This window comes from Actinomadura sp. NTSP31, assembly GCF_041951385.1.
GTDB classification, from domain to species: Bacteria; Actinomycetota; Actinomycetes; order Streptosporangiales; family Streptosporangiaceae; genus Spirillospora; species Spirillospora napierensis.
The window spans coordinates 106,383-125,701 of sequence record NZ_JBGNUT010000010.1; the positions used below are offsets into that span (position 1 = coordinate 106,383).

General features: G+C 73.0%; 18 protein-coding genes. 9 read left to right on the plus strand and 9 right to left on the minus strand.

The features are described 5' to 3' along the window. The first annotated feature begins 129 nt into the window (after positions 1-129). Together ACA514_RS18845 and ACA514_RS18850 are read left to right on the plus strand one after the other, a co-directional pair. Positions 130-1,746 (plus strand): FadD3 family acyl-CoA ligase, encoded by a 1,617-nt coding sequence (locus ACA514_RS18845; protein ID WP_375042469.1) that lies wholly within the window; start codon positions 130-132, stop codon positions 1,744-1,746. A 64-nt stretch (positions 1,747-1,810) separates the two neighbouring features. Continuing rightward, positions 1,811-2,974 (plus strand): acyl-CoA dehydrogenase family protein, encoded by a 1,164-nt coding sequence (locus tag ACA514_RS18850; protein ID WP_375042470.1) that lies wholly within the window; start codon positions 1,811-1,813, stop codon positions 2,972-2,974. A gap of 65 nt (positions 2,975-3,039) precedes the next feature. Here ACA514_RS18850 and ACA514_RS18855 read toward each other — a convergent pair whose 3' ends face one another. After that, positions 3,040-4,191 (minus strand): thiolase family protein, encoded by a 1,152-nt coding sequence (locus ACA514_RS18855; protein WP_375042471.1) that lies wholly within the window; start codon positions 4,189-4,191, stop codon positions 3,040-3,042. Further along, a complete protein-coding gene (locus ACA514_RS18860) occupies positions 4,184-4,621 on the minus strand; it encodes a Zn-ribbon domain-containing OB-fold protein (protein WP_375042472.1) in 438 nt (145 codons plus the stop codon). Before ACA514_RS18860 ends, ACA514_RS18855 begins: the two co-directional genes overlap by 8 nt. Before the next feature lie 208 nt (positions 4,622-4,829). Here ACA514_RS18860 and ACA514_RS18865 point away from each other — a divergent pair, with 208 nt between their 5' ends. Further along, the gene (locus tag ACA514_RS18865) at positions 4,830-5,525 is read left to right on the plus strand and encodes a TetR/AcrR family transcriptional regulator (protein ID WP_375042473.1); all 696 of its coding nucleotides are present in this window, start codon (positions 4,830-4,832) and stop codon (positions 5,523-5,525) included. Positions 5,526-5,553: 28 nt separating this feature from the next. Here ACA514_RS18865 and ACA514_RS18870 read toward each other — a convergent pair whose 3' ends face one another. Then, a complete protein-coding gene (locus ACA514_RS18870; protein ID WP_375042474.1) occupies positions 5,554-6,783 on the minus strand; it encodes an acetyl-CoA C-acetyltransferase in 1,230 nt (409 codons plus the stop codon). 35 nt (positions 6,784-6,818) lie between these two features. Continuing rightward, positions 6,819-8,039 carry a CaiB/BaiF CoA transferase family protein gene (locus ACA514_RS18875; protein ID WP_375042475.1) on the minus strand — a complete coding sequence of 407 codons (1,221 nt, stop codon included), beginning with the start codon at positions 8,037-8,039 and terminating at the stop codon, positions 6,819-6,821. 155 nt (positions 8,040-8,194) lie between these two features. Here ACA514_RS18875 and ACA514_RS18880 point away from each other — a divergent pair, with 155 nt between their 5' ends. The 6 genes from ACA514_RS18880 to ACA514_RS18905 are packed head-to-tail and all read left to right on the plus strand — an operon-like array spanning position 8,195 to position 13,996. Beyond that, entirely contained in the window at positions 8,195-9,067 is an 873-nt protein-coding gene (locus ACA514_RS18880; RefSeq protein WP_375042476.1) for an enoyl-CoA hydratase/isomerase family protein, read from the plus strand. Next, positions 9,054-9,818, plus strand: a complete 765-nt coding sequence (locus tag ACA514_RS18885) for an SDR family NAD(P)-dependent oxidoreductase (RefSeq protein ID WP_375042477.1) — start codon at positions 9,054-9,056, stop codon at positions 9,816-9,818. The genes ACA514_RS18880 and ACA514_RS18885 overlap by 14 nt, the downstream gene beginning before the upstream one ends. Positions 9,819-9,845: 27 nt before the next feature. Then, a complete protein-coding gene (locus ACA514_RS18890) occupies positions 9,846-11,039 on the plus strand; it encodes an acyl-CoA dehydrogenase family protein (RefSeq protein WP_375042478.1) in 1,194 nt (397 codons plus the stop codon). Between the two features lie 10 nt (positions 11,040-11,049). Further along, positions 11,050-12,684 carry an AMP-binding protein gene (locus ACA514_RS18895; protein WP_375042479.1) on the plus strand — a complete coding sequence of 545 codons (1,635 nt, stop codon included), beginning with the start codon at positions 11,050-11,052 and terminating at the stop codon, positions 12,682-12,684. A 20-nt stretch (positions 12,685-12,704) separates the two neighbouring features. Next, positions 12,705-13,094 carry a DUF427 domain-containing protein gene (locus ACA514_RS18900; RefSeq protein WP_375042480.1) on the plus strand — a complete coding sequence of 130 codons (390 nt, stop codon included), beginning with the start codon at positions 12,705-12,707 and terminating at the stop codon, positions 13,092-13,094. Then, complete coding sequence (locus tag ACA514_RS18905) at positions 13,091-13,996, plus strand: acyl-CoA thioesterase (RefSeq protein ID WP_375042481.1); 906 nt, start codon at positions 13,091-13,093, stop codon at positions 13,994-13,996. The genes ACA514_RS18900 and ACA514_RS18905 overlap by 4 nt, the downstream gene beginning before the upstream one ends. A 13-nt stretch (positions 13,997-14,009) precedes the next feature. Here ACA514_RS18905 and ACA514_RS18910 read toward each other — a convergent pair whose 3' ends face one another. The 5 genes from ACA514_RS18910 to ACA514_RS18930 all read right to left on the minus strand — a co-directional run bounded on the left by ACA514_RS18910 (position 14,010) and on the right by ACA514_RS18930 (position 19,236). Next, positions 14,010-14,801 (minus strand): enoyl-CoA hydratase, encoded by a 792-nt coding sequence (locus ACA514_RS18910; protein ID WP_375042482.1) that lies wholly within the window; start codon positions 14,799-14,801, stop codon positions 14,010-14,012. A gap of 69 nt (positions 14,802-14,870) precedes the next feature. After that, entirely contained in the window at positions 14,871-15,704 is an 834-nt protein-coding gene (locus tag ACA514_RS18915) for an NAD(P)-dependent oxidoreductase (RefSeq protein WP_375042483.1), read from the minus strand. Between the two features lie 61 nt (positions 15,705-15,765). Further along, on the minus strand, positions 15,766-16,914 hold the full coding sequence (locus ACA514_RS18920) for an acyl-CoA dehydrogenase family protein (protein WP_375042484.1): 1,149 nt from the start codon (positions 16,912-16,914) through the stop codon (positions 15,766-15,768). Continuing rightward, complete coding sequence (locus ACA514_RS18925; protein WP_375042485.1) at positions 16,911-17,789, minus strand: acyl-CoA dehydrogenase family protein; 879 nt, start codon at positions 17,787-17,789, stop codon at positions 16,911-16,913. The genes ACA514_RS18920 and ACA514_RS18925 overlap by 4 nt, the downstream gene beginning before the upstream one ends. A gap of 115 nt (positions 17,790-17,904) precedes the next feature. Next, positions 17,905-19,236 (minus strand): AMP-binding protein, encoded by a 1,332-nt coding sequence (locus ACA514_RS18930; protein WP_375042486.1) that lies wholly within the window; start codon positions 19,234-19,236, stop codon positions 17,905-17,907. Positions 19,237-19,319: the final 83 nt, after the last annotated feature.

Sequence of the window (19,319 nt, forward strand, 5' to 3'; positions counted from 1 at the left end):
ACTCGGTGATCATGTGGCGGCCACCTCGGGGGAGGCGCGCCGGGCCCGCGGGGGGTGTGCCGCGCGGGCCGCCGGCGCGGATGCGGAGGAGCTCTTCTCTGCTCCCGATAAAAGTCTATACTGACGTCGATGTCAATCATGGAGGCCGAGATGAGCGACGACGACCCCGGGCCGGACCGGCCGAGCATCGCGGCGATGGCCGCGTCCGCAGCGGAGCGCTTCCCCGACCGGACCGCCGTCGTGGACGGCGGGAGGCGCGTCTCCTACCGGGAGCTCTACGAGGAGGCCCGCCGGTTCGGGGCCGCGCTGGTCGCGAGCGGCGTCGAGCCGGGCGACCGCGTCGGCATCTGGGCGTTCAACAGCCGCGAATGGATCGCCGCGCTGCTCGGGCTGCAGCAGGCGGGCGCCGTCCTCGTCCCGGTCAACACCAGGTTCAAGGGACGGGAGGCCGCCGGCATCCTGCGGCGCGCCGGGGTGAAGGCCCTGGTGACGGTGACCGACTTCCTCGGCAACGACTACGTGGAGATGCTCGCCGGCTCGGGCATCGCCCTGCCGGACCTGCGGACCATCGTCATCGCCCGCGGCCGCCCGTCCGGGACCGGCGTGGCGTGGGACGCCTTCCTGGCGCGCGCCACCGACGAGGCGCTCGCCGAGGTCGACCGGCGGCGCGCCGCCCTGGGGCCCGGCGACGCGTCCGACATCCTCTTCACCTCCGGGACGACCGGGGAGCCCAAGGGCGTCGTCATGACCCACGGCCGGACGATGCGCGTGGCGACCGACTGGGTCGCCATGACCGGGCTCTCCGAGGGCGACCGGTACGTGATGGTGAACCCCTACTTCCACATGTTCGGCTTCAAGGCCGGCATCCTCGCCTGCCTGTCGGCCGGCGCGACCATGTACCCGCAGGCCGTCCTGGACGTCGACACGGTGCTGGGGCTGGTCGCCGAGGAGCGGGCGACCGTCCTGCCGGGCGCCCCGACCATGTACCACGCGATCCTGGAGCACCCCGACCGCGGCCGGTACGACCTGTCGAGCCTGCGCGTCGCGGTGACGGGCGCGGCCGACATCCCGGTCGAGCTGATCCGGCGGATCCGCGACGAGCTGCCGTTCAAGGTGATCGTCGCCGGATACGGCCTGACCGAGGCGGGAACGGCCAGCTCGACCGGGCCCGGCGACGACCCCGAGACCATCGCCACCACCGTCGGGCGCGCCCGGCCCGGCTTCGAGATCCGCGTCGTCGACGGCGCCGGCGAGGACGCCGCGGAGGGCGAGGTAGGCGAGATCGTGCTGCGCGGGCCGACCGTCATGGCCGGGTACCTGGACGACCCGGACGCGACCGCGGAGGTGCTGTCCCCGGACGGCTGGCTGCGCACCGGCGACCTGGGGCGGTTCGACGAGCGCGGCTGCCTGCGCATCGCCGGGCGCTCCAAGGACATGTTCATCGTCGGCGGCTTCAACGCCTACCCGGCCGAGATCGAGGCCATGCTCCTCGAGCATCCGGGCGTCCGGGAGGTCGCCGTCATCGGCGTCCCCGACGCGCGCCTCGGCCAGGTCGGCATGGCGTTCGTCGTGCCCCGCCCGCCCGCGCCGTCCGCCGGCGAGGTCATCGCCTGGTGCCGCGAGCGGATGGCCAACTACAAGGTGCCGCGCTTCGTCGAGCTGATCGAGGAGCTGCCGCTCACCGCGAGCGGGAAGGTGCTCAAGACCGCTCTGCAGGAGCGGGCGTCCACCCGCGCGGCGACCTGAGGCGTCTCGCGCTCGTGTTAATGACTCCGACGTCGAAATAAAGCTCACGGAAGGTGGCTGACCGGTGGCCGACACCCATGACGACGACCTCGAACCGATGCTGGAGGCCGTCCGCGACTTCATCCGCAAGGACGTGATCCCGCGCGAGGCGGAGATCGACGAGAAGGACGAGGTGCCCGCCGAGCTGCGCGAGACCGCGAAGCGGATGGGCCTGTTCGGGTTCACCATCCCGGAGGAGTACGGCGGCCTCGGGCTCGGCGTCGTCGACCAGTGCCGGCTGCTGATCGAGATCGGCTACACCACCCCGGCGCTGCGCTCGATGTTCAGCACGAATGTGGGCATCGCCGGGCAGGTGATCATGGACGCCGGGACCCCGGAGCAGAAGGAGCGCTGGCTGCCCCGGCTCGCCTCCGGGGAGGCGGTCGCCTCGTTCGCGCTCACCGAGCCGGACGCCGGGTCCGACCCGGCCGACCTGCGGACCAGCGCGGTCCGCGACGGCGACCAGTGGGTGCTGAACGGCGTCAAGCGCTACATCACCAACGCCCCGATCGCCGACGTGTTCATGGTCTTCGCCCGCACCGACCCGGACGCGAAATCGTCCCGGGGGATCGCGACCTTCATCGTCCCGGCCGGCACCCCGGGGCTGACCGTGGGGCCGCGCGACCACAAGATGGGGCAGTTCGGAGCCTGGACGGCCGACGTGAACCTGGACGGCGTGCGGGTGCCGTCCGATGCCGTGGTCGGCGGCGAGGCGGCCGCCGGCACCGGGTTCCTGACCGCGATGCGCTGCCTGTCCAACGGGCGCCTGCTGCTGGCCGCCGCCTGCGTCGGGATGTGCCGCCGGCTGGTCGACGAGTCCGTCCGGTTCGCCTCCGACCGCAAGCAGGGCGGCAAGCCGATCGCCTCGCACCAGCTGGTGCAGGCGATGATCGCGGACTCGGTGACCGACACCATGGCGGCCCGCGCCCTCGTCCTGGACGCCGCGCGCGCCTACGCCGACGGCTCAGACCGCCGCACCGGACCGGCCGCCGCCAAGTACTTCTGCAGCGAGGCCGTCGGGCGCGTGGCCGACCGCGCCGTCCAGGTTCACGGCGGCGCCGGGTACATGCGGTCGGTGCCGGTCGAGCGGTTCTACCGCGACGCGCGGCTCTTCCGCATCTACGAGGGGACGAGCCAGATCCAGCAGGTCATCATCGCCCGCCAGGCACTCGGGGCGGCGGCGGGCTGAGAGCGGCGGAGCGGCCCGGGGCGCGCGCCCCCCGGGCCGCTCCGCTTCCGGGGCGCCCCCGCCGGTCAGGTGGACAGGATGGAGACCGCGGCGACGCCCGGCGCGCCGTACAGCTGGGCGAGGCCGACCCGCGGCTCGCCGGCGACCTGCCGCTCGCCCGCCCGGCCGCGCATCTGGAGCACCAGCTCGCGCACCTGCCGCAGGCCCGACGCGCCGACCGGCTCGCCGTTGGCGATCAGGCCGCCGTCGGTGTTGACCGGCAGCCGGCCGCCCGGCGCCGTGGCCCCGGACGCGACCAGCTCGTTCTGCTCGCCGTCCGCGCACAGCCCGACCTCGGCCATGTGGATGACCTCGGCGCCGGCGTCGGTGTCCTGGAGCTGGGCGATCCCGACGTCCTCCGGGCCGACGCCCGCCGCCTCGAACGCGGCCTTCGCGGCGTCCACGGTCGGCGCCGGGACGTGGTCGGCGGCCACGGAGGCGGACGGGGTGTGCACCTCGAACGCGCCGAACCGCCGGGTGCGGGTGACGACGCTGCGCAGGTAGACCGGCTTGTCGGTGTAGCGGTGCGCCACGTCGGCGCTGCACACGACGAGCGCCGCCGCGCCCTCGTTGGGGCTGCAGAACATGTACTGGGTCAGCGGGTAGTTCAGCATCCGCGACTCGAGGATCTGCTCCGGGGACAGCGGCTTGCGCCGGTGCGCGTGCGGGTTGAGCTCGCCGTTGCGGTAGTTCTTCGCGGCGACCTCCGCGAGCGTCCGGTGCGTGATGCCGTGGTCGTGCATGTACCGGTTGATCTTCATGCCGAAGAACTTGGTGGTGAGGAACAGCCCCATCTCGCCGTACCAGGCCGGGCAGCCGTACTCGCGCGGGTCGGCGGTGAACGCGCCGGACTCGTGCTTGTCCATGCCGAGGACGAGGCCGATCTCGTGCTCGCCCAGCCTGATCGTCTGGCTCGCCAGGGCCAGCGCGCTGCCGGCGGTCGCGCAGCCGTTGTAGACGTTGGTGAACTGCACGCCGGTCAGCCCGAGCTCGGCGACGACGGCGTCCGGCTGGTCGACCTCGTAGCTGCCGCCCACCGCGAACTGCACGTCGGACCAGCCCAGGCCCGCGTCGGCCAGCGCGTCCCGGGCCGCCTCGGCGCCCATGGCCAGCGCCGGCTTGCCGGGGAAGCGGCCGAACCGGTGGATCCCCACCCCGATGATCGCGACATCAGGCATGCTCGGCCCCTTCCGGGCTGAAGGCGAACGTGATGATCTCCGCGCCGTCCTCGCCGGTGCGGAAGGGCAGGGTGACCAGCCGCATCGGCATGCCGAACTCCAGGTCGCCCTGCGCGCAGCCGGTGATGAGGCTCTCGACGCGCAGCTGGCCGGGCAGTTCGATCACGCCGACGAGCCACGGCTCGAACGGGTCCGTGCCGGCGAACTCGCCGCGGAACGGCGCCTTCGGCGGGAAGCCCTGGGACGTCCACGTCCACAGCGTCCCGTCGCGGCTCAGCAGCGCGCGCTCCACCGCGGCGGCTCCGCACCGGGCGCAGCCGGCGCGGAGCGGGAACACGTGCGTACCGCACTCCTCGCACCTGCCGCCGATCAGCCGGGGTTCGTCGTCGGGCCAGGTGAACAGGTCGTCGGCGATGGGGACCGGTGCCATCTCATCTCCCTTGCGTCCCCGCGCGCGGGGCGGGGCTACCGTGGCCCATCATTCTATACTGACGTCGATGTCAAATAAAGTGCCGGTGGTCGCGCGGCGGCGGCCGGGCCGGCGCGGCCGTCCCGGGTCAGGTGATCGTGGCCGGGGACGTTGATATTCTCGACGTTGAGGTGTTTCCGACGTCGAATTCATCCGTTTGGAGAGCAGCATGGATCCCGAGCCCCGCTCGGCGAAGGGCCGCCGGACGCGGGCGCGCCTGGTCGCCGCCGGCAAGACCGTGTTCGAACGCGACGGCTTCCTCCAGGCGCGGATCACCGACATCGCCACCGAGGCCGAGGTGTCGCACGGGTCGTTCTACCACTACTTCGATTCCAAGGAATCGCTCTTCCGGGAGATCGCCGAGGAGGTCGAGGTGCGCCTGGTGTCGATGGACGACATCGCGCAGGACCTCGCCGACGACGCCGGGCCGATCGACCGCATCCGCGCCGCCAACAAGGCCTACCTGACCGCCTACCGCAAGGAGGCCCGCATCATGCGGGTCATCGAGGAGGTCAGCCGCTACGACGAGGACGTCCGCCGGGTGCGCTCCAAGCGCGACGACTACCTGGCGGCCCGGCTGGAGTCCGCGATCAAGCGGCTGCAGGCGGAGGGGCTGGCCGACGCGCGCGTCGACGAGCGGTACGCGGCCACCGCGCTCGGCGGCATGGTCGCCAAGTTCGCCGAGATGATGTTCGTCGGCGGCGCCCGGTTCGCCATGAACGAGGCGGTGGAGCAGCTCACGCTGCTGTGGGCCAACGCGCTGGGCCTGAACCCGGACGCCGACGGCAAGACGACCGCCGCGGACGGAAAGGCAGCAGGCGGAAGGGCCGCGGGCGGAAAGGCCAAGAAGGCCGCCCGGACCTGACCCTTCCGCCCCCGGCGGCGGAACGCGCTCAGCCGCGCACCCGCTCGAACACCGCGGCGATGCCCTGACCGCCGCCGATGCACAGCGTCTCCAGGCCGTAGCGCGCGTCCCGCCGTTCCATCTCGCGCAGCAGCGTCGCCACGATCCGCGCCCCGGTGGCCCCGACCGGGTGCCCCAGCGAGATGCCCGAGCCGTTGACGTTGAGCCGCTCGAAGTCGTCGCGCGCGAAGCCCCATTCCCGCGTCACCGCCAGTGCCTGCGCCGCGAACGCCTCGTTCAGCTCGACGAGGTCCACGTCGGCCAGCGTGAGCCCGGCGGCGTCCAGCGCCTTCCGCGTCGCCGGCACCGGCCCGATGCCCATCAGATGCGGCGGGACCCCGGCGATCGCGGTGGACACCACGCGGGCGAGCGGCCGCAGGCCGTGCTCGGCGGCGAACTCGGGCGTCGTCACCAGGCACGCGGCGGCGCCGTCGTTCTGGCCGCTGGCGTTGCCGGCCGTGACCGTCGCCTCGGCGTCGTCCTTCGCCATCACCGGGCGGAGCGCGGCGAGCTTCTCGAGGGAGATGTCGCGGCGCGGGTGCTCGTCCGTGTCGACGACCACGTCGCCCTTGCGGCCGCGCACGGTCACCGGGACGATCTCCTCCGCGAACGCGCCGCGGTCCTGGGCGTCCAGTGCCCGCCGGTGCGAGGTGTGGGACAGCTCGTCCTGCTCCTCGCGGCCGATCTTGTACTCGCGGCGCAGGTTCTCGGCCGTCTCGAGCATGCCGCCCGGCACGGGGTGGTGCCGGCCGCCGGCGGTCGTGCGGCCGCGCGTCAGCGTGTCGGTCAGCGTGATGTCGCCGGCGCGCGACCCCCAGCGCGCGGTCAGCGAGTAGTGCGGGGCCTGCGACATGTTCTCCGCGCCGCCCGCGATGATCGCCCGGGCGGCGCCGGAGCGCACCATCGCGGCCGCGTACACCACGGCCTGGAGGCCGGACCCGCAGCGCCGGTCGATCTGTACGCCGGGCACCGTGGCCGGCAGGCCCGCGTCCAGGGCGATGACCCGTCCGATCGCGGGCGCCTCGGCGGTGCCGTAGCAGTGGCCGAACACGACGTCGTCGATGAGCGCGCCGTCCAGCCCGCCGCCGTCGGATTCCGTGCCGCCGAGCAGCGCCTTGACGACGGTCATGCCCAGGTCCTGGACGGGGACCGTCCGCAGCGCGCCGCCGAACCGGCCGATCGGGGTCCGCACCGGCCGGCAGATCACAGCCTCGTTCATGTCTCTCCTGACTGTTGGTGAGCCGGGCCGCGGGGTCACACCGCGCCGGCCTTGCGGAGCCCGTCCTGCGCGCCGGAGTCGAAGCCCAGGTCGGTGAGGATCGCGGTGGTGTGCTCGCCGAGGGCCGGGACGTCCTCCAGCGGCGTGCCCCATGCGGGGGTGACGATCGGGGGCAGCAGCGAGGCGAGCGGCCCCACCGGGGACCCGACCTCCCGCCATCGGCCGCGCGAGGTGAGCTGCGGGTGGTCGACGACCTCGGTGACCCGGTTGAACTCGGCGTTGCCGATGCCCGCCGCGTCTGCGCGCGCGCAGATCTCGGCGAGGTCGAGGGTGGACGTCCAGGCGGCGATGGCGTCATCGAGCCGGGCGCGCTGCCCGCACCGCAGCGGGGTGGTGGCCAGGGACGGGTCGTCGGCGAGGTCCGGACGATCGATGAGGTCGCGGGCGAGGCGCTGCCACTCGGCGTCGTTCGTCGTGCCGAGCACGACCGTGCGGCCGTCCTTGGTCGGGTAGGCGTTGTAGGGGGCGACGATGGGCGACGACATCCCGATCGGCGCGCGCTCCTCGCCCGTGTACCGGGCGTACAGGAGGGCGAAGCCGAGGAAGTCGGCCGCCGTGTCGAACATGCTCACCTGCAGTGCGGCGCCGGTGCCGGTGCGGGCGCGCCCGAGCAGCGCGGCCATGATGCCGGACGCGGCCTGCATCGCCGTCCCGATGTCGGCGATCGGGATGCCGGGCTTGGCGGGCGCGTCGGCCCGGCCGGTCGCGGCGCACGACCCGCTCTCGGCCTGGACGAGCAGGTCGTAGGCGCGGCGGTGGTCGAGCGGGCCGCCCGTGCCGTACCCGGAGATGTCCACGGCGACCATCGACGGGTACCGCTCGACCAGCGTCGTCGCGTCCAGTCCGAGGCGGCGGGCGGAACCGGGCGCGAGGTTCTGCACGACGACGTCGGCGCGTTCCAGCAGCCGGTCGAGGACGGGCCGCGCCTCGGGCCGCTTGCAGTCCAGCGCCAGCGACCGCTTGTTGCGGTTGAGCCAGACGAAGTAGGTCGCCATGCCGTCGGCCGCGTCGTCGAACCAGCGGGTGAGGTCCCCGGCGCGCGGGTGCTCGACCTTGATGACCTCGGCGCCGAGATCGGCCAGCATCCGCGTGCAGTAGGGCGCCGACACCGCCTGCTCGAAGCTCACCACGACGGTGCCGGCGAGGGGCGGTGCGGGGGCGCGGGCCGGGTCTCGGCTGCCTGGCCGGTCGGGCATCGGGGTCCTCCAGGACGTGCGGCGCGGGTGCGGATCGGGCCGGCTTTCACCTGAGTCTAACTTTGACGTCAATGTCGATGACAGCTGGCCGGCGCGCGGGGCGGCTCGGTGACGGGCATTGACCTGGCGATCAGCTCATTATAATTTCGACGTCTATGTCAAGTAATTCGGGCGGGGCCGTGGCGACGGGCAGCGCGCACCTGCGCGCCGCGCGGGCGGGCGGCGTGCTGACCCTCACGCTCAACCGGCCGGAGGTCCGCAACGCCTTCTCGCGGGAGATGCTCGACGGCCTGGCCGCGATGCTGGACCTCGCCGCCGGCGCGGACGACGTCCGGGTCGTGGTCCTGGCCGGGGCCGGCGGCACGTTCTGCGCCGGCGGCGACCTCGCCAGGCTCGCGGCGGGGGAGAGCATCTTCGGCCCGCCGGACGCCCCCGACGTGCGGCTCGCGGCCCAGAAGGCGCTCCAGCGCGCGACCGTCGTCCGGCTCCGCGAGCTGGGCAAGCCGTCCGTGGCGCTGGTCGAGGGCGCGGCCGTCGGTGCGGGGCTCGGCCTCGCCCTCGCCTGCGACCTGCGCTACGCGGCCGCGTCCGCGACGCTGCGCACGGGGTTCGGCCGGCTCGGGCTCGCCGGCGACTTCGGCTGCACCTGGGCGCTGAACCGGCTGGTCGGCCCGTCCCGGGCGCTGGAGCTGCTGTACCTGTCGCCGCCCCTGCCCGCCGCGCGAGCCGAAGAACTCGGCCTGGTCACCGAGGCCGTCCCCGACGACGAACTGCACGGCCACGTCGCCGGCGTGGCCGGACGCCTCGCCGCCGTCTCCCCGGACGCGGTGAAGGCGATGAAGCGCCATGTGGCCCGCGCCCACGACCACGACCTCGCCGAGTGCGCGGACGCCGAGGCCGAGTGGCACGTCCGGCTCCTGGAGTCCGGCGCCCACCGCGACGCGGTCCGCGCGATCGGGCGCGCCCGCGCCGTGCCCGCCCCGTCCGTCCCCGAGAACACAGGAGCCGAGCATCATGACGAATCTTGACGGCCGCGTCGCGCTGGTGACGGGCGCCGCCCGCGGCATCGGAGCGGAGATCGCCCGGACGTACGCCCGCGCCGGTGCCAGCGTCGGCGTCCTGGACCTGGAGGAGGAGCTGACGCGGGAGACCGTGGCCTCGATCGGGAAGGAGGGCGGACGCGCCCTCGGCCTCGGCGCGGACGTCGCCGACGCCGCGCAGGTCGAGCGGGCGGTGGAGCGGGTCGTCCAGGAGCTCGGCGGGCTCGACATCGTGGTCAACAACGCCGGGGTCACCCGGGACAACCTGCTGTTCAAGATGACCGAGGACGACTGGGACACCGTGGTGAACGTGCACATGCGCGGCGTGTTCCTGGTGACCCGCGCCGCGCAGAAGATCATGGTCGAGCGCCGGTACGGGCGGGTCGTCAACATCTCCTCCACCTCGGCGCTCGGCAACCGGGGCCAGGCGAACTACTCCGCGGCCAAGGCGGGCATCCAGGGCTTCACCCGGACGACCGCCATCGAGCTCGGCCCGTTCGGCGTCACGGTCAACTCGATCGGCCCCGGCTACGTCGACACCGAGATGACCCGGGCGACGGCGGAGCGCCTCGGCGTCCCGGTCGAGCGGCGGCTGGCGGACGTCGCGGCCACCCTGCCGATGCGGCGGGTCGGCAAGCCCGCCGACATCGCCAACGCCGCCCTGTTCCTCGCCGCCGAGGAGTCGGGGTTCGTGACCGGGCAGGTGCTGTACGTCGACGGCGGGCGCTCGGTGCGCTGACGCAGGAAACCGATCTGGGAGCATTCGATGAGCCAGGACACCGCGCCCTCCGGCGCCACCGCCGACGAGGCGCTCACCGACGAGGAACTGCGCGCGGCCGTCCGGGACGTGGCCGGGCGGTTCGACGACGCCTACTGGGCCGAGGCCGACCAGGAGTCCCGGTTCCCCTGGGAGTTCTACAACGCGTTCGCGGAGGCGGGCTGGCTCGGCATCGCGATCCCGCGCGAGTACGGCGGCGCGGGCATGGGGATCTCGGCGGCGTCGTCCATGATGTACGAGATCGCGGCGTCCGGGGCGGGCATGAACGGCTGCAGCCCCTTCCACCTGACGATCTTCGGGCTCAACCTGGTGGCCCGGCACGGCGGCGACCGGCTGTGCCGCGAGCTGCTCCCCGCCGCCGCCACCGGCGACCTGCACGTCTGCTTCGCCATCACCGAGCCCGACGCCGGCTCCGACACCAGCCGGATCCGCACCTTCGCCCGCCGGGACGGCTCCGACTACGTGATCAACGGGCGCAAGGTCTGGATCACCAAGGCGGCGCAGTCGCAGAAGGCGGTGCTGCTGGCGCGCACGAGCGAGCCGCGCGAGGGGAAACGCCCGACGGACGGGCTGTCGATGTTCGTCGTCGACCTGACCGGCGGCGGCGTCGAGATGCGCGCGATCCCGAAGCTCGGCCGCAACGCGGTGTCCTCCTACGAGCTGTTCATCGACGACTTCCGCGTGCCCGGATCGGCGCTCGTCGGCGAGGAGGGCAGCGGGTTCAAGTACCTGCTGGACGGCATCAACCCCGAGCGGATCCTGCTCGCGCACGAATCGCTGGGCATCGGCCGCGCGGCGCTGCGCCGGGCCGTCCGGTACGCGGGGGAGCGGGTGGTGTTCAACCGTCCGATCGGCCAGAACCAGGGGATCGCGTTCCCGCTCGCCGAGGCGTCGATGCGGCTGGACGCGGCGGAGCTGGCCGCGCGGCACGCCGCCGCCCGCTACGACTCCGGGGAGCCGTGCGGCAAGGAGGCGAACACGGCGAAGTACCTGTGCGCCGACGCCGCCTTCGCCGCGGCGGACGCGGCCGTCCAGACGCACGGCGGGTTCGGTTATGCCCGCGAGTACCACGTCGAGCGCTACTTCCGGGAGTCCCGCCTGATGCGCATCGCGCCGGTCAGCCAGGAGATGGTGCTGAACTACATCAGCGAGCACGTCCTCGGCCTGCCGAAGTCGTACTGAAGGCGGAACGATGACTCCAAGCTCTGCTCTCGACGGCTGGGGCCTCCGGACGGTGCCCGCCGCGCTCGTGCGGCGTTACCGCGACGAAGGCCGGTGGACCGGCGAGTCCCTCGGCTCGACGGTGGCCGCCGGGCTCGGCCGGGCCCCGCACCTGCCCTTCCACGTCCGCTCCCGGGTGCGTCCCTACAGCGGCACGCTCGCCGACGTGGACCGGGCCGCGCGGTCGCTGGCCCGGTCCCTCAAGGCCCGCGGCGTCGGCCCCGGCTCGGTGGTCGTCCTGCAGCTGCCGAACTGGGTCGAGGCCGCCGTGACGTTCTGGGCCGCCGCCTATGTCGGTGCGATCGTCGTCCCGGTGGTGCACTTCTACGGCCCCAAGGAGGTCGGCCACATCCTGGACGACACCCGTCCCGCGGTGGTCGTCACGCCCGACGCCTTCGGGCGCACCGACCACCTCCGCCAGTACGAGGACCTGTTCGCCGCGCGCGGCGGCGAACCGCTGTGGCTGGTGGTGAGCGAACGCCCGGAGCGGGAGCTGCCGAGGAACGCCGTCCCCTTCCACCGGATGCTGGACGCCGACCCGCTGCCGGCGCCGGAGCCCGTCGACCCCGCGTCCCCGGCGATCGTGGGCTTCACGTCCGGGACGACGCTCAAGCCCAAGGGCGTGGTGCACAGCCACCAGACGATCGGCTGGGAGGCGCGGCAGGCCGACCACTTCTACGGCAAGGGCGGGCCGCCGCAGGTGGTGGGCACCCCGGTCGGCCACTTCATGGGAATGATCAACGCGTTCCTGCTGCCGCTGCTGCGCTCGGAGCCCGTGCACCTGATCGACGTCTGGGACCCGGCGGAGGTGCTGGCGCTGATGGGCGAGCGGGGCGTCGGCATCGCCGGCGGGCCGCCCTACTTCCTGACCAGCCTGCTCGACCACCCGGACTTCACCCCCGGGCACCTGGCCCTGATCCCGTACATGGGGCTGGGCGGCGCGACGGTGCCGGAGGCCTTCACCGAGCGGGCGACGAAGGAGGGCATCGCGGTGTACCGGTCGTACGGGAGCACGGAGCACCCGTCGGTCACGGCGAGCCTGCTGGAGGACGCGCCGGGCAAGCGCCTGCGCACGGACGGCCGGGCGCTGCCGGGCGCCGAGTTCCGCCTGGACGGCGACGGCGAGATCCTCACCCGCGGCGCCGACTGCTTCATCGGCTACACCGACCCCGGCCTCACCGCCCGGGCGTTCGACGCCGACGGCTGGTACCGCACCGGCGACATGGGCGAGGTGGACGGCGACGGCTACCTCACCATCACCGACCGGGTCGCCGACGTGATCATCCGGGGCGGCGAGAACATCAGCGCCCAGGAGGTCGAGGCGCTGCTGCTGAGGATGGAGCGGGTCGCCGAGGTGAGCGTGGTGGCCGAGCCGGACGCGCGGCTGGGCGAGCACGCCTGCGCCGTGATCCGCCCGCGCGATCCGGCGCGCCCGGTGACGGTGGACGACGTGCGGGCGCACCTCGCCGCGGCCGGGCTCGCCCGGCCGAAATGGCCGGAGTCGGTGCACCTCGTCGCGGACTTCCCGCGCACCGCCACCGGAAAGATCCAGAAGTTCCGCCTCCGCGAACAGGTCCGCGGCGGCTCGCTGCCGGACGCGCTGTGACGCGCCCCGAGGAGGAAGCCTTGGAAGCATCGGGATACATCGACCGGCCGGACTACCTGGTGGACGTGCGCCGCAAGCGCAACCTCGTCCGCGTGACCCACGAGGGCGTGACTCTGGCCGAGACCACCGCCGCCCTCGTCGTCGACGAGCAGGACCACGGGCTCGTCCTCTACATACCGAGGGCGGACGTGCGGACCGAGCATCTCGCGCCGTCGGACCTGACCTCGCGCTGCCCGTTCAAGGGGCAGGCGAAGTACTGGCGGCGGCGGGACGGCGCTGAGCCCATCGCCTGGGAGTACCCGGAGCCGTACACCGAGGTCGCCGTCCTGCGCGACCACATCGCCTTCTACCAGGACCGGGCCGTCGTCCAGATCGGCGCGGCCGACCCGGTCACCTCCGCCGGAAGGTGAGGGACCTGGGGACCGCGGGGGCGGAGCCCGCCACCGGGGGAGAGCCGGAGAAGGCCTGGGACGAGGACGAGCTGCTCCGGCTGATGGACGTCCGGCCGGCCGGACCCGGGCGGTACAGGGCCCCGGCCCACGGGGTCGCCGTCCGCAACGTCGTGGAGGCCGGGCAGCTCCTGGCGGACGCCGTCGTCGCGGCGTCGAAGGAGATCCCCGATCAGCGGGTCGCGTCGGCGTCCATGGTGTTCTCGCGGGCCGCCCGACACGACGCGGGGATCGAGGTCGAGCTGGACGTACCGCACAGGGGCCGGACCTACTCGACCGTCCAGGCGCGCGTGTCGCAGGACGGCCGGTTCTGCTGCGCCGGGCTGATCCTCATGGGAGCCGACGCCGACGACCTCATCGGCTCGACGGCGCCGATGCCCGACGTCTCCCGGCCGGCGCGTCCCTTCGAGCGGCCGGGCATGCGGGTGCAGGGCCGCGAGCTGCGCATCGTCGACGACGCCTACGACGAGGACCCGCGGAGCGTCGGGCCGCCCGAGCTGTTCGTGTGGACGCGCTTCGCCGACGCGCCGCCGGCCGCCTACCTGCACAGCGCCCTGATGACGCACCCGGTCGCGCACTGGACGATCGCCGCGGCGCTGCGTCCGCACGCCGGATACAGCGAGGCCATGGCGCACAGGACCATCTCCACCGGCATATCCAAGGTCACGGTCGCCTACCACGAGGACGTCGACGTCACCGAGTGGCTGCTGTACGCGACCCGGGTCGTCTACACGGGCCGCGGAACGACCCAGAGCGAGGGACGCGTGTACAGCGAGGACGCGCGCCTGGTCGCCTCCTACTCCGTGCAGGGGATGATCCGGCCCCCGACCGGCCGGCTCGCGGACCCGTCCACCGCGCTCTGACGCCGCGCGGCGCTCACTCGCTCTTGAGCTTGTCCTTCATTCCCGCGTGCCGCAGGAGGACGGGGAACCCGACGTCGCTGAGGGCGTTGCCGTGCCCGGTCTGGTGGATGTCGAACACGGTCTGGATCGCAGCGTAGAAGCCTTGCACGTCGAGGGTCTGGTTGACGGCGCGTTTGGCCTGCCGCAGTGCGAAGGGGTGCATCTGCGCGATCTGCCCGGCGAGTTCCATCGTGGTCGGCTCCAGCTCGTCCAGCGGGACGACGCGGTTGACCATGCCGACCTTCTCCGCCTCGTCCGCGGTGACCGGACGGCCGGTGAACAGGATCTCCTTGGCCTTGCGGGGGCCGAGTTCCCAGGTGTGGCCGTGGTACTCCACGCCGCCGATGCCCATGTGGACCACAGGATCGGAGAACTGCGCGTTCTCGGCGGCCACGATCAGGTCGCACGGCCAGCACAGCATGAGCCCGCCCGCGATGCACTTGCCCTGCACCGCCGCGATCGACGGCTTGGGGACGTTGCGCCACCGCAGCGTGTACTCCAGGTACCGCCGCGCCTCGACGGCGTAGATCGACTCGAGGGTGATCTTCGCGGGCGGCGGGCCGCCGCTCTTCAGGTCGTGGCCGGACGAGAAGTGCTTGCCGTTGCCCTTCAGCACGATGACCCGCACCTCGTCATCGGCGGCGGCGCGGCTCCACGCGGCGTCGAGGTCGTCCAGCAGTTCCATGGTCTGCGCGTTGGCGACCTCGGGGCGGTTCAGGGTGATGACCGCGACGCGGTCCTTGACGTCGTACAAGATCTGGTCCATCGGTTCCTCCTCTGCGGGGGGGTCTGCGGAGCCGCGTCGCCGGGCGTCATGGCGCGGACCGGGACCCGGTCATCTGCGGTGGTCCATGAGGGCCAGGGTGGCGTCGGCGGCGTCCAGGACCGCGCCCGGCTCGGCGCCCGCCGCCTCGGCGACGCCCGCGATCAGCCCGACGTCCTTGCGGAGCAGCGCGCCGGCGTAGGCGGCGAGGCGGTCGAGGCTTCCCCCGGTCGGGGCGACCCGGTCGAGGGCGAAGCTGGCGCCGCTGCCGTGGGAGATCACCTCGGCCAGGCTCCCGGGGTCCACGTCCAGCGCCCGGCCGAGGGTGAGCGCGGTCGACGCCGTCGCGAGGTTGGCGGTGAACAGCAGGTTGTTCAGCAGCTTGGCGACCTGCCCGGAGCCGAGCGGACCCGTGTGGACGATCGGGTCGCCGTAGGAGGCGAACACCGGGCGGCAGCGTTCGACGGTCTCCTGCTCGCCGCCCGCCATCACCAGGAGGCGGCCCTCGGACGCCGCGGGGCCGCCCCCGCTCACCGGCGCGTCGATGAGCGAGACCCCGGCCTTGTCCGCCTCGGCCGCCAGGCGGCGGCAGGTGTCGGGGTGGACGGTGCTGTGCACGGCGATCACCCCGCCGTCCGCGAGCCCCGCCAGCACACCGCCCTCACCGGCCACGACCTGCTCCACCCCGGCGTCGTCGACCACGCAGACGCAGACGAGGTCGCTGGCCGCGGCCAGCTCGGCGGGGGACGCGGCGACGGCCGCGGCGGTGCCGGCGAACGGCTCCAGCGTCGCGGGGCGGCGCGCCCACAGCGTCGTCGGGTGCCCGGCGTCGACGATCCGCCGCGCCATGGGGCCGCCCTGGCTGCCCAGCCCGATGAAACCGACGCGCATGCCCGAGGCGCTCATACGCCCCTCCTCACTGAGATCGATGTGCTCTTGCAGGTCGCGGCCCTGCGCGGGCCGATGCTTAGCGGGGCAGGCCGAGGATGCGCTCGGCGATGATGTTGCGCTGGATCTCCGACGTGCCGCCGGCGATCGTCCCGCCGAAACTGCGCGCGTACCGCTCGAACCAGCTCGCGTAGTGGTCGGCGAGGTCCATGTGGTTGTACGGCGCGGTCAGGGTGGGATGCACCAGGGAGTCGGGCCCGTGCTCCTCCAGCGCGTGCAGGGACGCCTCCTGCACGGCCTCGGACCCGAACAGCTTGAGCACCGAGAGCTCGGCGGGGTCCCGGCCGCCGGCGAGCTGGCGGTAGCCGAGGAGCCGGATCGCCTGGAGGTCCATGAGCAGCGTCGCGTACCACTCCTCGCTGCTGGGCGAGTCCTCGATCAGGTAGCTCATCCAGTCGGCGTAGCTCAGCCACAGCAGCGTCCGCTCGTGCCCGAGCGAGCCGTGCGCCACCCCCCAGCCGCCGTGCAGGGGGCCGATCAGGTTCTCCCGGGGGACCCGGACGTCGGTGAAGAACACCTCGTTGAAGTCGTGGTCGTCGGGGGCGGCGATCGATCCGAACGGCCTGCGGACCAGACCCTCGCTGCCGGTGGGGATGACGAGGACGCTGATGCCCTTGTGCTTGGGCGCGTCGGGATCGGTGCGCACGAACGTCAGCAGGATGTCGGCGTCGTGCGCGCCGGACGTCCACACCTTCTGCCCGTTGACCACGAACTCGTCGCCGTCGAGGACGGCGCGGGTGCGCAGCCCGGCCAGGTCGGAGCCGGCGCCCGGCTCGCTCATCCCGAGCGCGGCGGTGATCTCGGCGCGCAGGATCGGGACGGCCCACCGGCGCTTCTGCTCCTCGGTGCCGAACGTCAGCAGCGAGGCGGCGACGATGCCGAGGCCCTGCGGGTTGAAGCTGTGGTAGATCCGCCGCCGCGACAGCTCCTCCAGGTGGGCGAGCTGCTGCGGCAGCGTGGCGTCGCGGCCGCCGTACTCCGGCGGGTTCCCCGGCAGCAGCCAGCCCGCGTCGAAGAGCGTGCGCTGCCAGCGCCGCGCCCACTCCGGGATGTCCGCGCTGGACTTCGGCCGGACCGCGGCCTCCTCCGCGCTCGGCAGGTTCGCGTCGAGGAACGCGGCGAACTCCGCGCGGAACTCCTCGACCTCGGGGTCGGGGGCCAGCTTCATCGGACGGCTCCCTTCTGTGCGAACTCCTCCAGCAGCGCTCGCCGGTGCACCGACGCTCCGCCCAGCAGCAGGTCGCACGCCTTGGCTCGTTTGAGGTAGATCTGCAGGTCGTTCTCCCACGTGTAGCCCATGGCGCCGAAGAGCTGGTAGCCGTGCTTGAACACGATCCGCTGGCACTCCCCGGCGGCGGCCTTGGCCATCAGCGCGGCCTCGCGGCGGCGGGCGTCGTCCTCGGCGATGGTCAGCGCCGAGTAGTAGGCCAGCGCCTTCGCCCGCTCGATCGCGACGTGCATGTCCGCCGCCTTGTGCTTGACGGCCTGGAAGGAGCCGATCGGCACGCCGAACTGCTCGCGCCGCTTCACGTGCGCCAGCGCGAGGTCCAGGATGCGGCGGCACGCCCCGACGGCGGTGATCGCCAGGCCCATCAGGGTCAGGTCCGGGATCCCGGCGGCGAGGTCCGGGGCCGCGACGTGCGCGACGCGCAGGGTCGGGTCGAAGACCGGGACCGGTTCGACGTCCAGTTCCGCCCCGGCGACGACGACCACGCCGTCACGGGTGAGCAGCGCCACCTCGTCGGCGCGGTCGGCGTCCAGGACGAAGCGTCCGGTGCCGTCGCACACCCCGGTCCCGGAGCCGTCCGGCAGCCGCCCGGCGAGCGGCGCGAACCAGGTCGCCGTGGCGAGGAACGGGGTGGGGTCGGCGACGTAGCCCAGCTCGTCCAGGATGATCGCGAGCTCGACCGGCGGGGTCTCCAGCCAGCCGAGCTCCTGGTAGGTCCGCCAGAGCTTCTCCTCGGGCTGCGACCGCGACTTGGCCACCGTGTCGCGGACCATCTCCTGCAGCAGCCGCTGGTCCTCGTCGAACTCGAAATCCATGAGCGCCCTCGCCTCAGAGCAGTGTCGTGGCGGCCGGCCCGGCGGCGTCGGCCGCCCCGCGCCGGACCGCTTCGCCGTGATGGGCCGTCTTCGGATCGCCGGAGGCCGGTGCCATTCAGACGATCCTCGTTTCGTGGTCCTGCCAGTAGCCCTCCCGGAGCAGGGCCTTGCGCAGCTTGCCGCTCGGGTCCCGCGGCAGGGCGGGCACGAAGTCGACGTCGCGCGGGCACTTGTAGTGGGCGAGGCGGTCCCGGCAGTACGCGAGCAGCTCGTCCTTCAGCTCGTCGCCGCCTTGCCCGTCCGCCGGCTCGACCACCGCCAGGACCCGCTCGCCCATCTCCGGGTCGGGTACCCCGATCACCGCGGCGTCGGCCACGCGGGGGTGCATGACCAGGAGGTTCTCCGCCTCCTGCGGGTAGATGTTGACCCCGCCGGACACGATCATGTGGGCGACGCGGTCGGTCAGGTACAGGTAGCCGTCCTCGTCCAGGCGGCCGACGTCGCCGAGCGTGCGGTCGCCGAAGTAGACGACGCCGTCCCGGATGCTGACGTCGTCGCCGGCCTTGCCGACCGAGCCGGGGTGCGCGAGCCATTCCTCCGGGCCGATGGCGACGTGCCCGTAGCCCTCGGTGCCCGAGTAGTACTCGTGGATGATCGGCCCGAACCAGTCGAGCATCCGCCGCTTGACCTCCACCGGGCAGGGCGCCGCGCTGTGGAAGACCAGCTCGAGGCTGCTCAGGTCGCGGTCGCGCTGCCCGGCGGGCAGCTTCAGCATGCGGATGAACATCGTCGGGACGAACTGCGCGTGGGTGACCCGGTGTCGTTCGATCAGCTCCAGGCAGCGGGCCGCGTCGAAGCGGTCCATGACGACGAGGGTCGCGCCCAGCCGCAGCAGCGACATGCAGTACACGAGCGGCGCGGCGTGGTAGAGCGGGGCGGGGGAGAGGTAGACGCTCCCGGGGCCGATGCCGTACCGCTCCAGGCCCATCGCGACGCGGACGCAGTCGGCGGACGGGTCGCCCATCGGGCCGGCGGTGAGCTGCTTGCGGATCGCCTTGGGGCGTCCCGTGGTCCCCCCGGAGTACAGCAGCTCGCGTCCCTCGCACTCGCGGGACTCGCCGTTCGCCGGGGCCGCGAGCAGCCGCTCGTAGACCTCCGTGGTGACGAGCAGCGCGCCGTCGGTCATCTCCTCGATCTCCGACGGCCGCAGGTGGGTGTTCACCGGCGTGTAGTACAGGCCCGAGCGCTGGGCGGCCCAGGCGACCTCCAGCAGCGCGGCGCCGTTGGGCATCTGGACGGCGATGCGCTCGCCCGGGGCCAGGTCCAGCGCGGCGGCCAGCCGGCGGGAACGGGCGTCGAGCTCCCCGTAGGTCACGGTCCTGCCGCCGCTCTCGATGACGGCGGGCGCGTCGGGGCGCTCCCGCGCCTGCCAGCCCAGGTGGTGCATGGCGAGAGAATAGCATTCTCAAGAATCGATAGTAAGAGTCTCTTGAGGGAGACGTTTTTAAGTCCATCATGAGTGTGGCTTTA

Bases quoted from the DNA above. Each gene is read 5' to 3' on its own strand.
- ACA514_RS18845 (WP_375042469.1), top strand. From the start codon at position 130: ATGTCAATCATGGAGGCCGAGATGAGCGACGACGACCCCGGGCCGGAC.
- ACA514_RS18855 (WP_375042471.1), bottom strand. From the start codon at position 4,191: ATGCCTGATGTCGCGATCATCGGGGTGGGGATCCACCGGTTCGGCCGC.
- ACA514_RS18860 (WP_375042472.1), bottom strand. From the start codon at position 4,621: ATGGCACCGGTCCCCATCGCCGACGACCTGTTCACCTGGCCCGACGAC.
- ACA514_RS18865 (WP_375042473.1), top strand. From the start codon at position 4,830: ATGGATCCCGAGCCCCGCTCGGCGAAGGGCCGCCGGACGCGGGCGCGC.
- ACA514_RS18870 (WP_375042474.1), bottom strand. From the start codon at position 6,783: ATGAACGAGGCTGTGATCTGCCGGCCGGTGCGGACCCCGATCGGCCGG.
- ACA514_RS18875 (WP_375042475.1), bottom strand. From the start codon at position 8,039: ATGCCCGACCGGCCAGGCAGCCGAGACCCGGCCCGCGCCCCCGCACCG.
- ACA514_RS18880 (WP_375042476.1), top strand. From the start codon at position 8,195: ATGTCAAGTAATTCGGGCGGGGCCGTGGCGACGGGCAGCGCGCACCTG.
- ACA514_RS18885 (WP_375042477.1), top strand. From the start codon at position 9,054: ATGACGAATCTTGACGGCCGCGTCGCGCTGGTGACGGGCGCCGCCCGC.
- ACA514_RS18890 (WP_375042478.1), top strand. From the start codon at position 9,846: ATGAGCCAGGACACCGCGCCCTCCGGCGCCACCGCCGACGAGGCGCTC.
- ACA514_RS18895 (WP_375042479.1), top strand. From the start codon at position 11,050: ATGACTCCAAGCTCTGCTCTCGACGGCTGGGGCCTCCGGACGGTGCCC.
- ACA514_RS18910 (WP_375042482.1), bottom strand. From the start codon at position 14,801: ATGGACCAGATCTTGTACGACGTCAAGGACCGCGTCGCGGTCATCACC.
- ACA514_RS18915 (WP_375042483.1), bottom strand. From the start codon at position 15,704: ATGAGCGCCTCGGGCATGCGCGTCGGTTTCATCGGGCTGGGCAGCCAG.
- ACA514_RS18920 (WP_375042484.1), bottom strand. From the start codon at position 16,914: ATGAAGCTGGCCCCCGACCCCGAGGTCGAGGAGTTCCGCGCGGAGTTC.
- ACA514_RS18925 (WP_375042485.1), bottom strand. From the start codon at position 17,789: ATGGATTTCGAGTTCGACGAGGACCAGCGGCTGCTGCAGGAGATGGTC.
- ACA514_RS18930 (WP_375042486.1), bottom strand. From the start codon at position 19,236: ATGCACCACCTGGGCTGGCAGGCGCGGGAGCGCCCCGACGCGCCCGCC.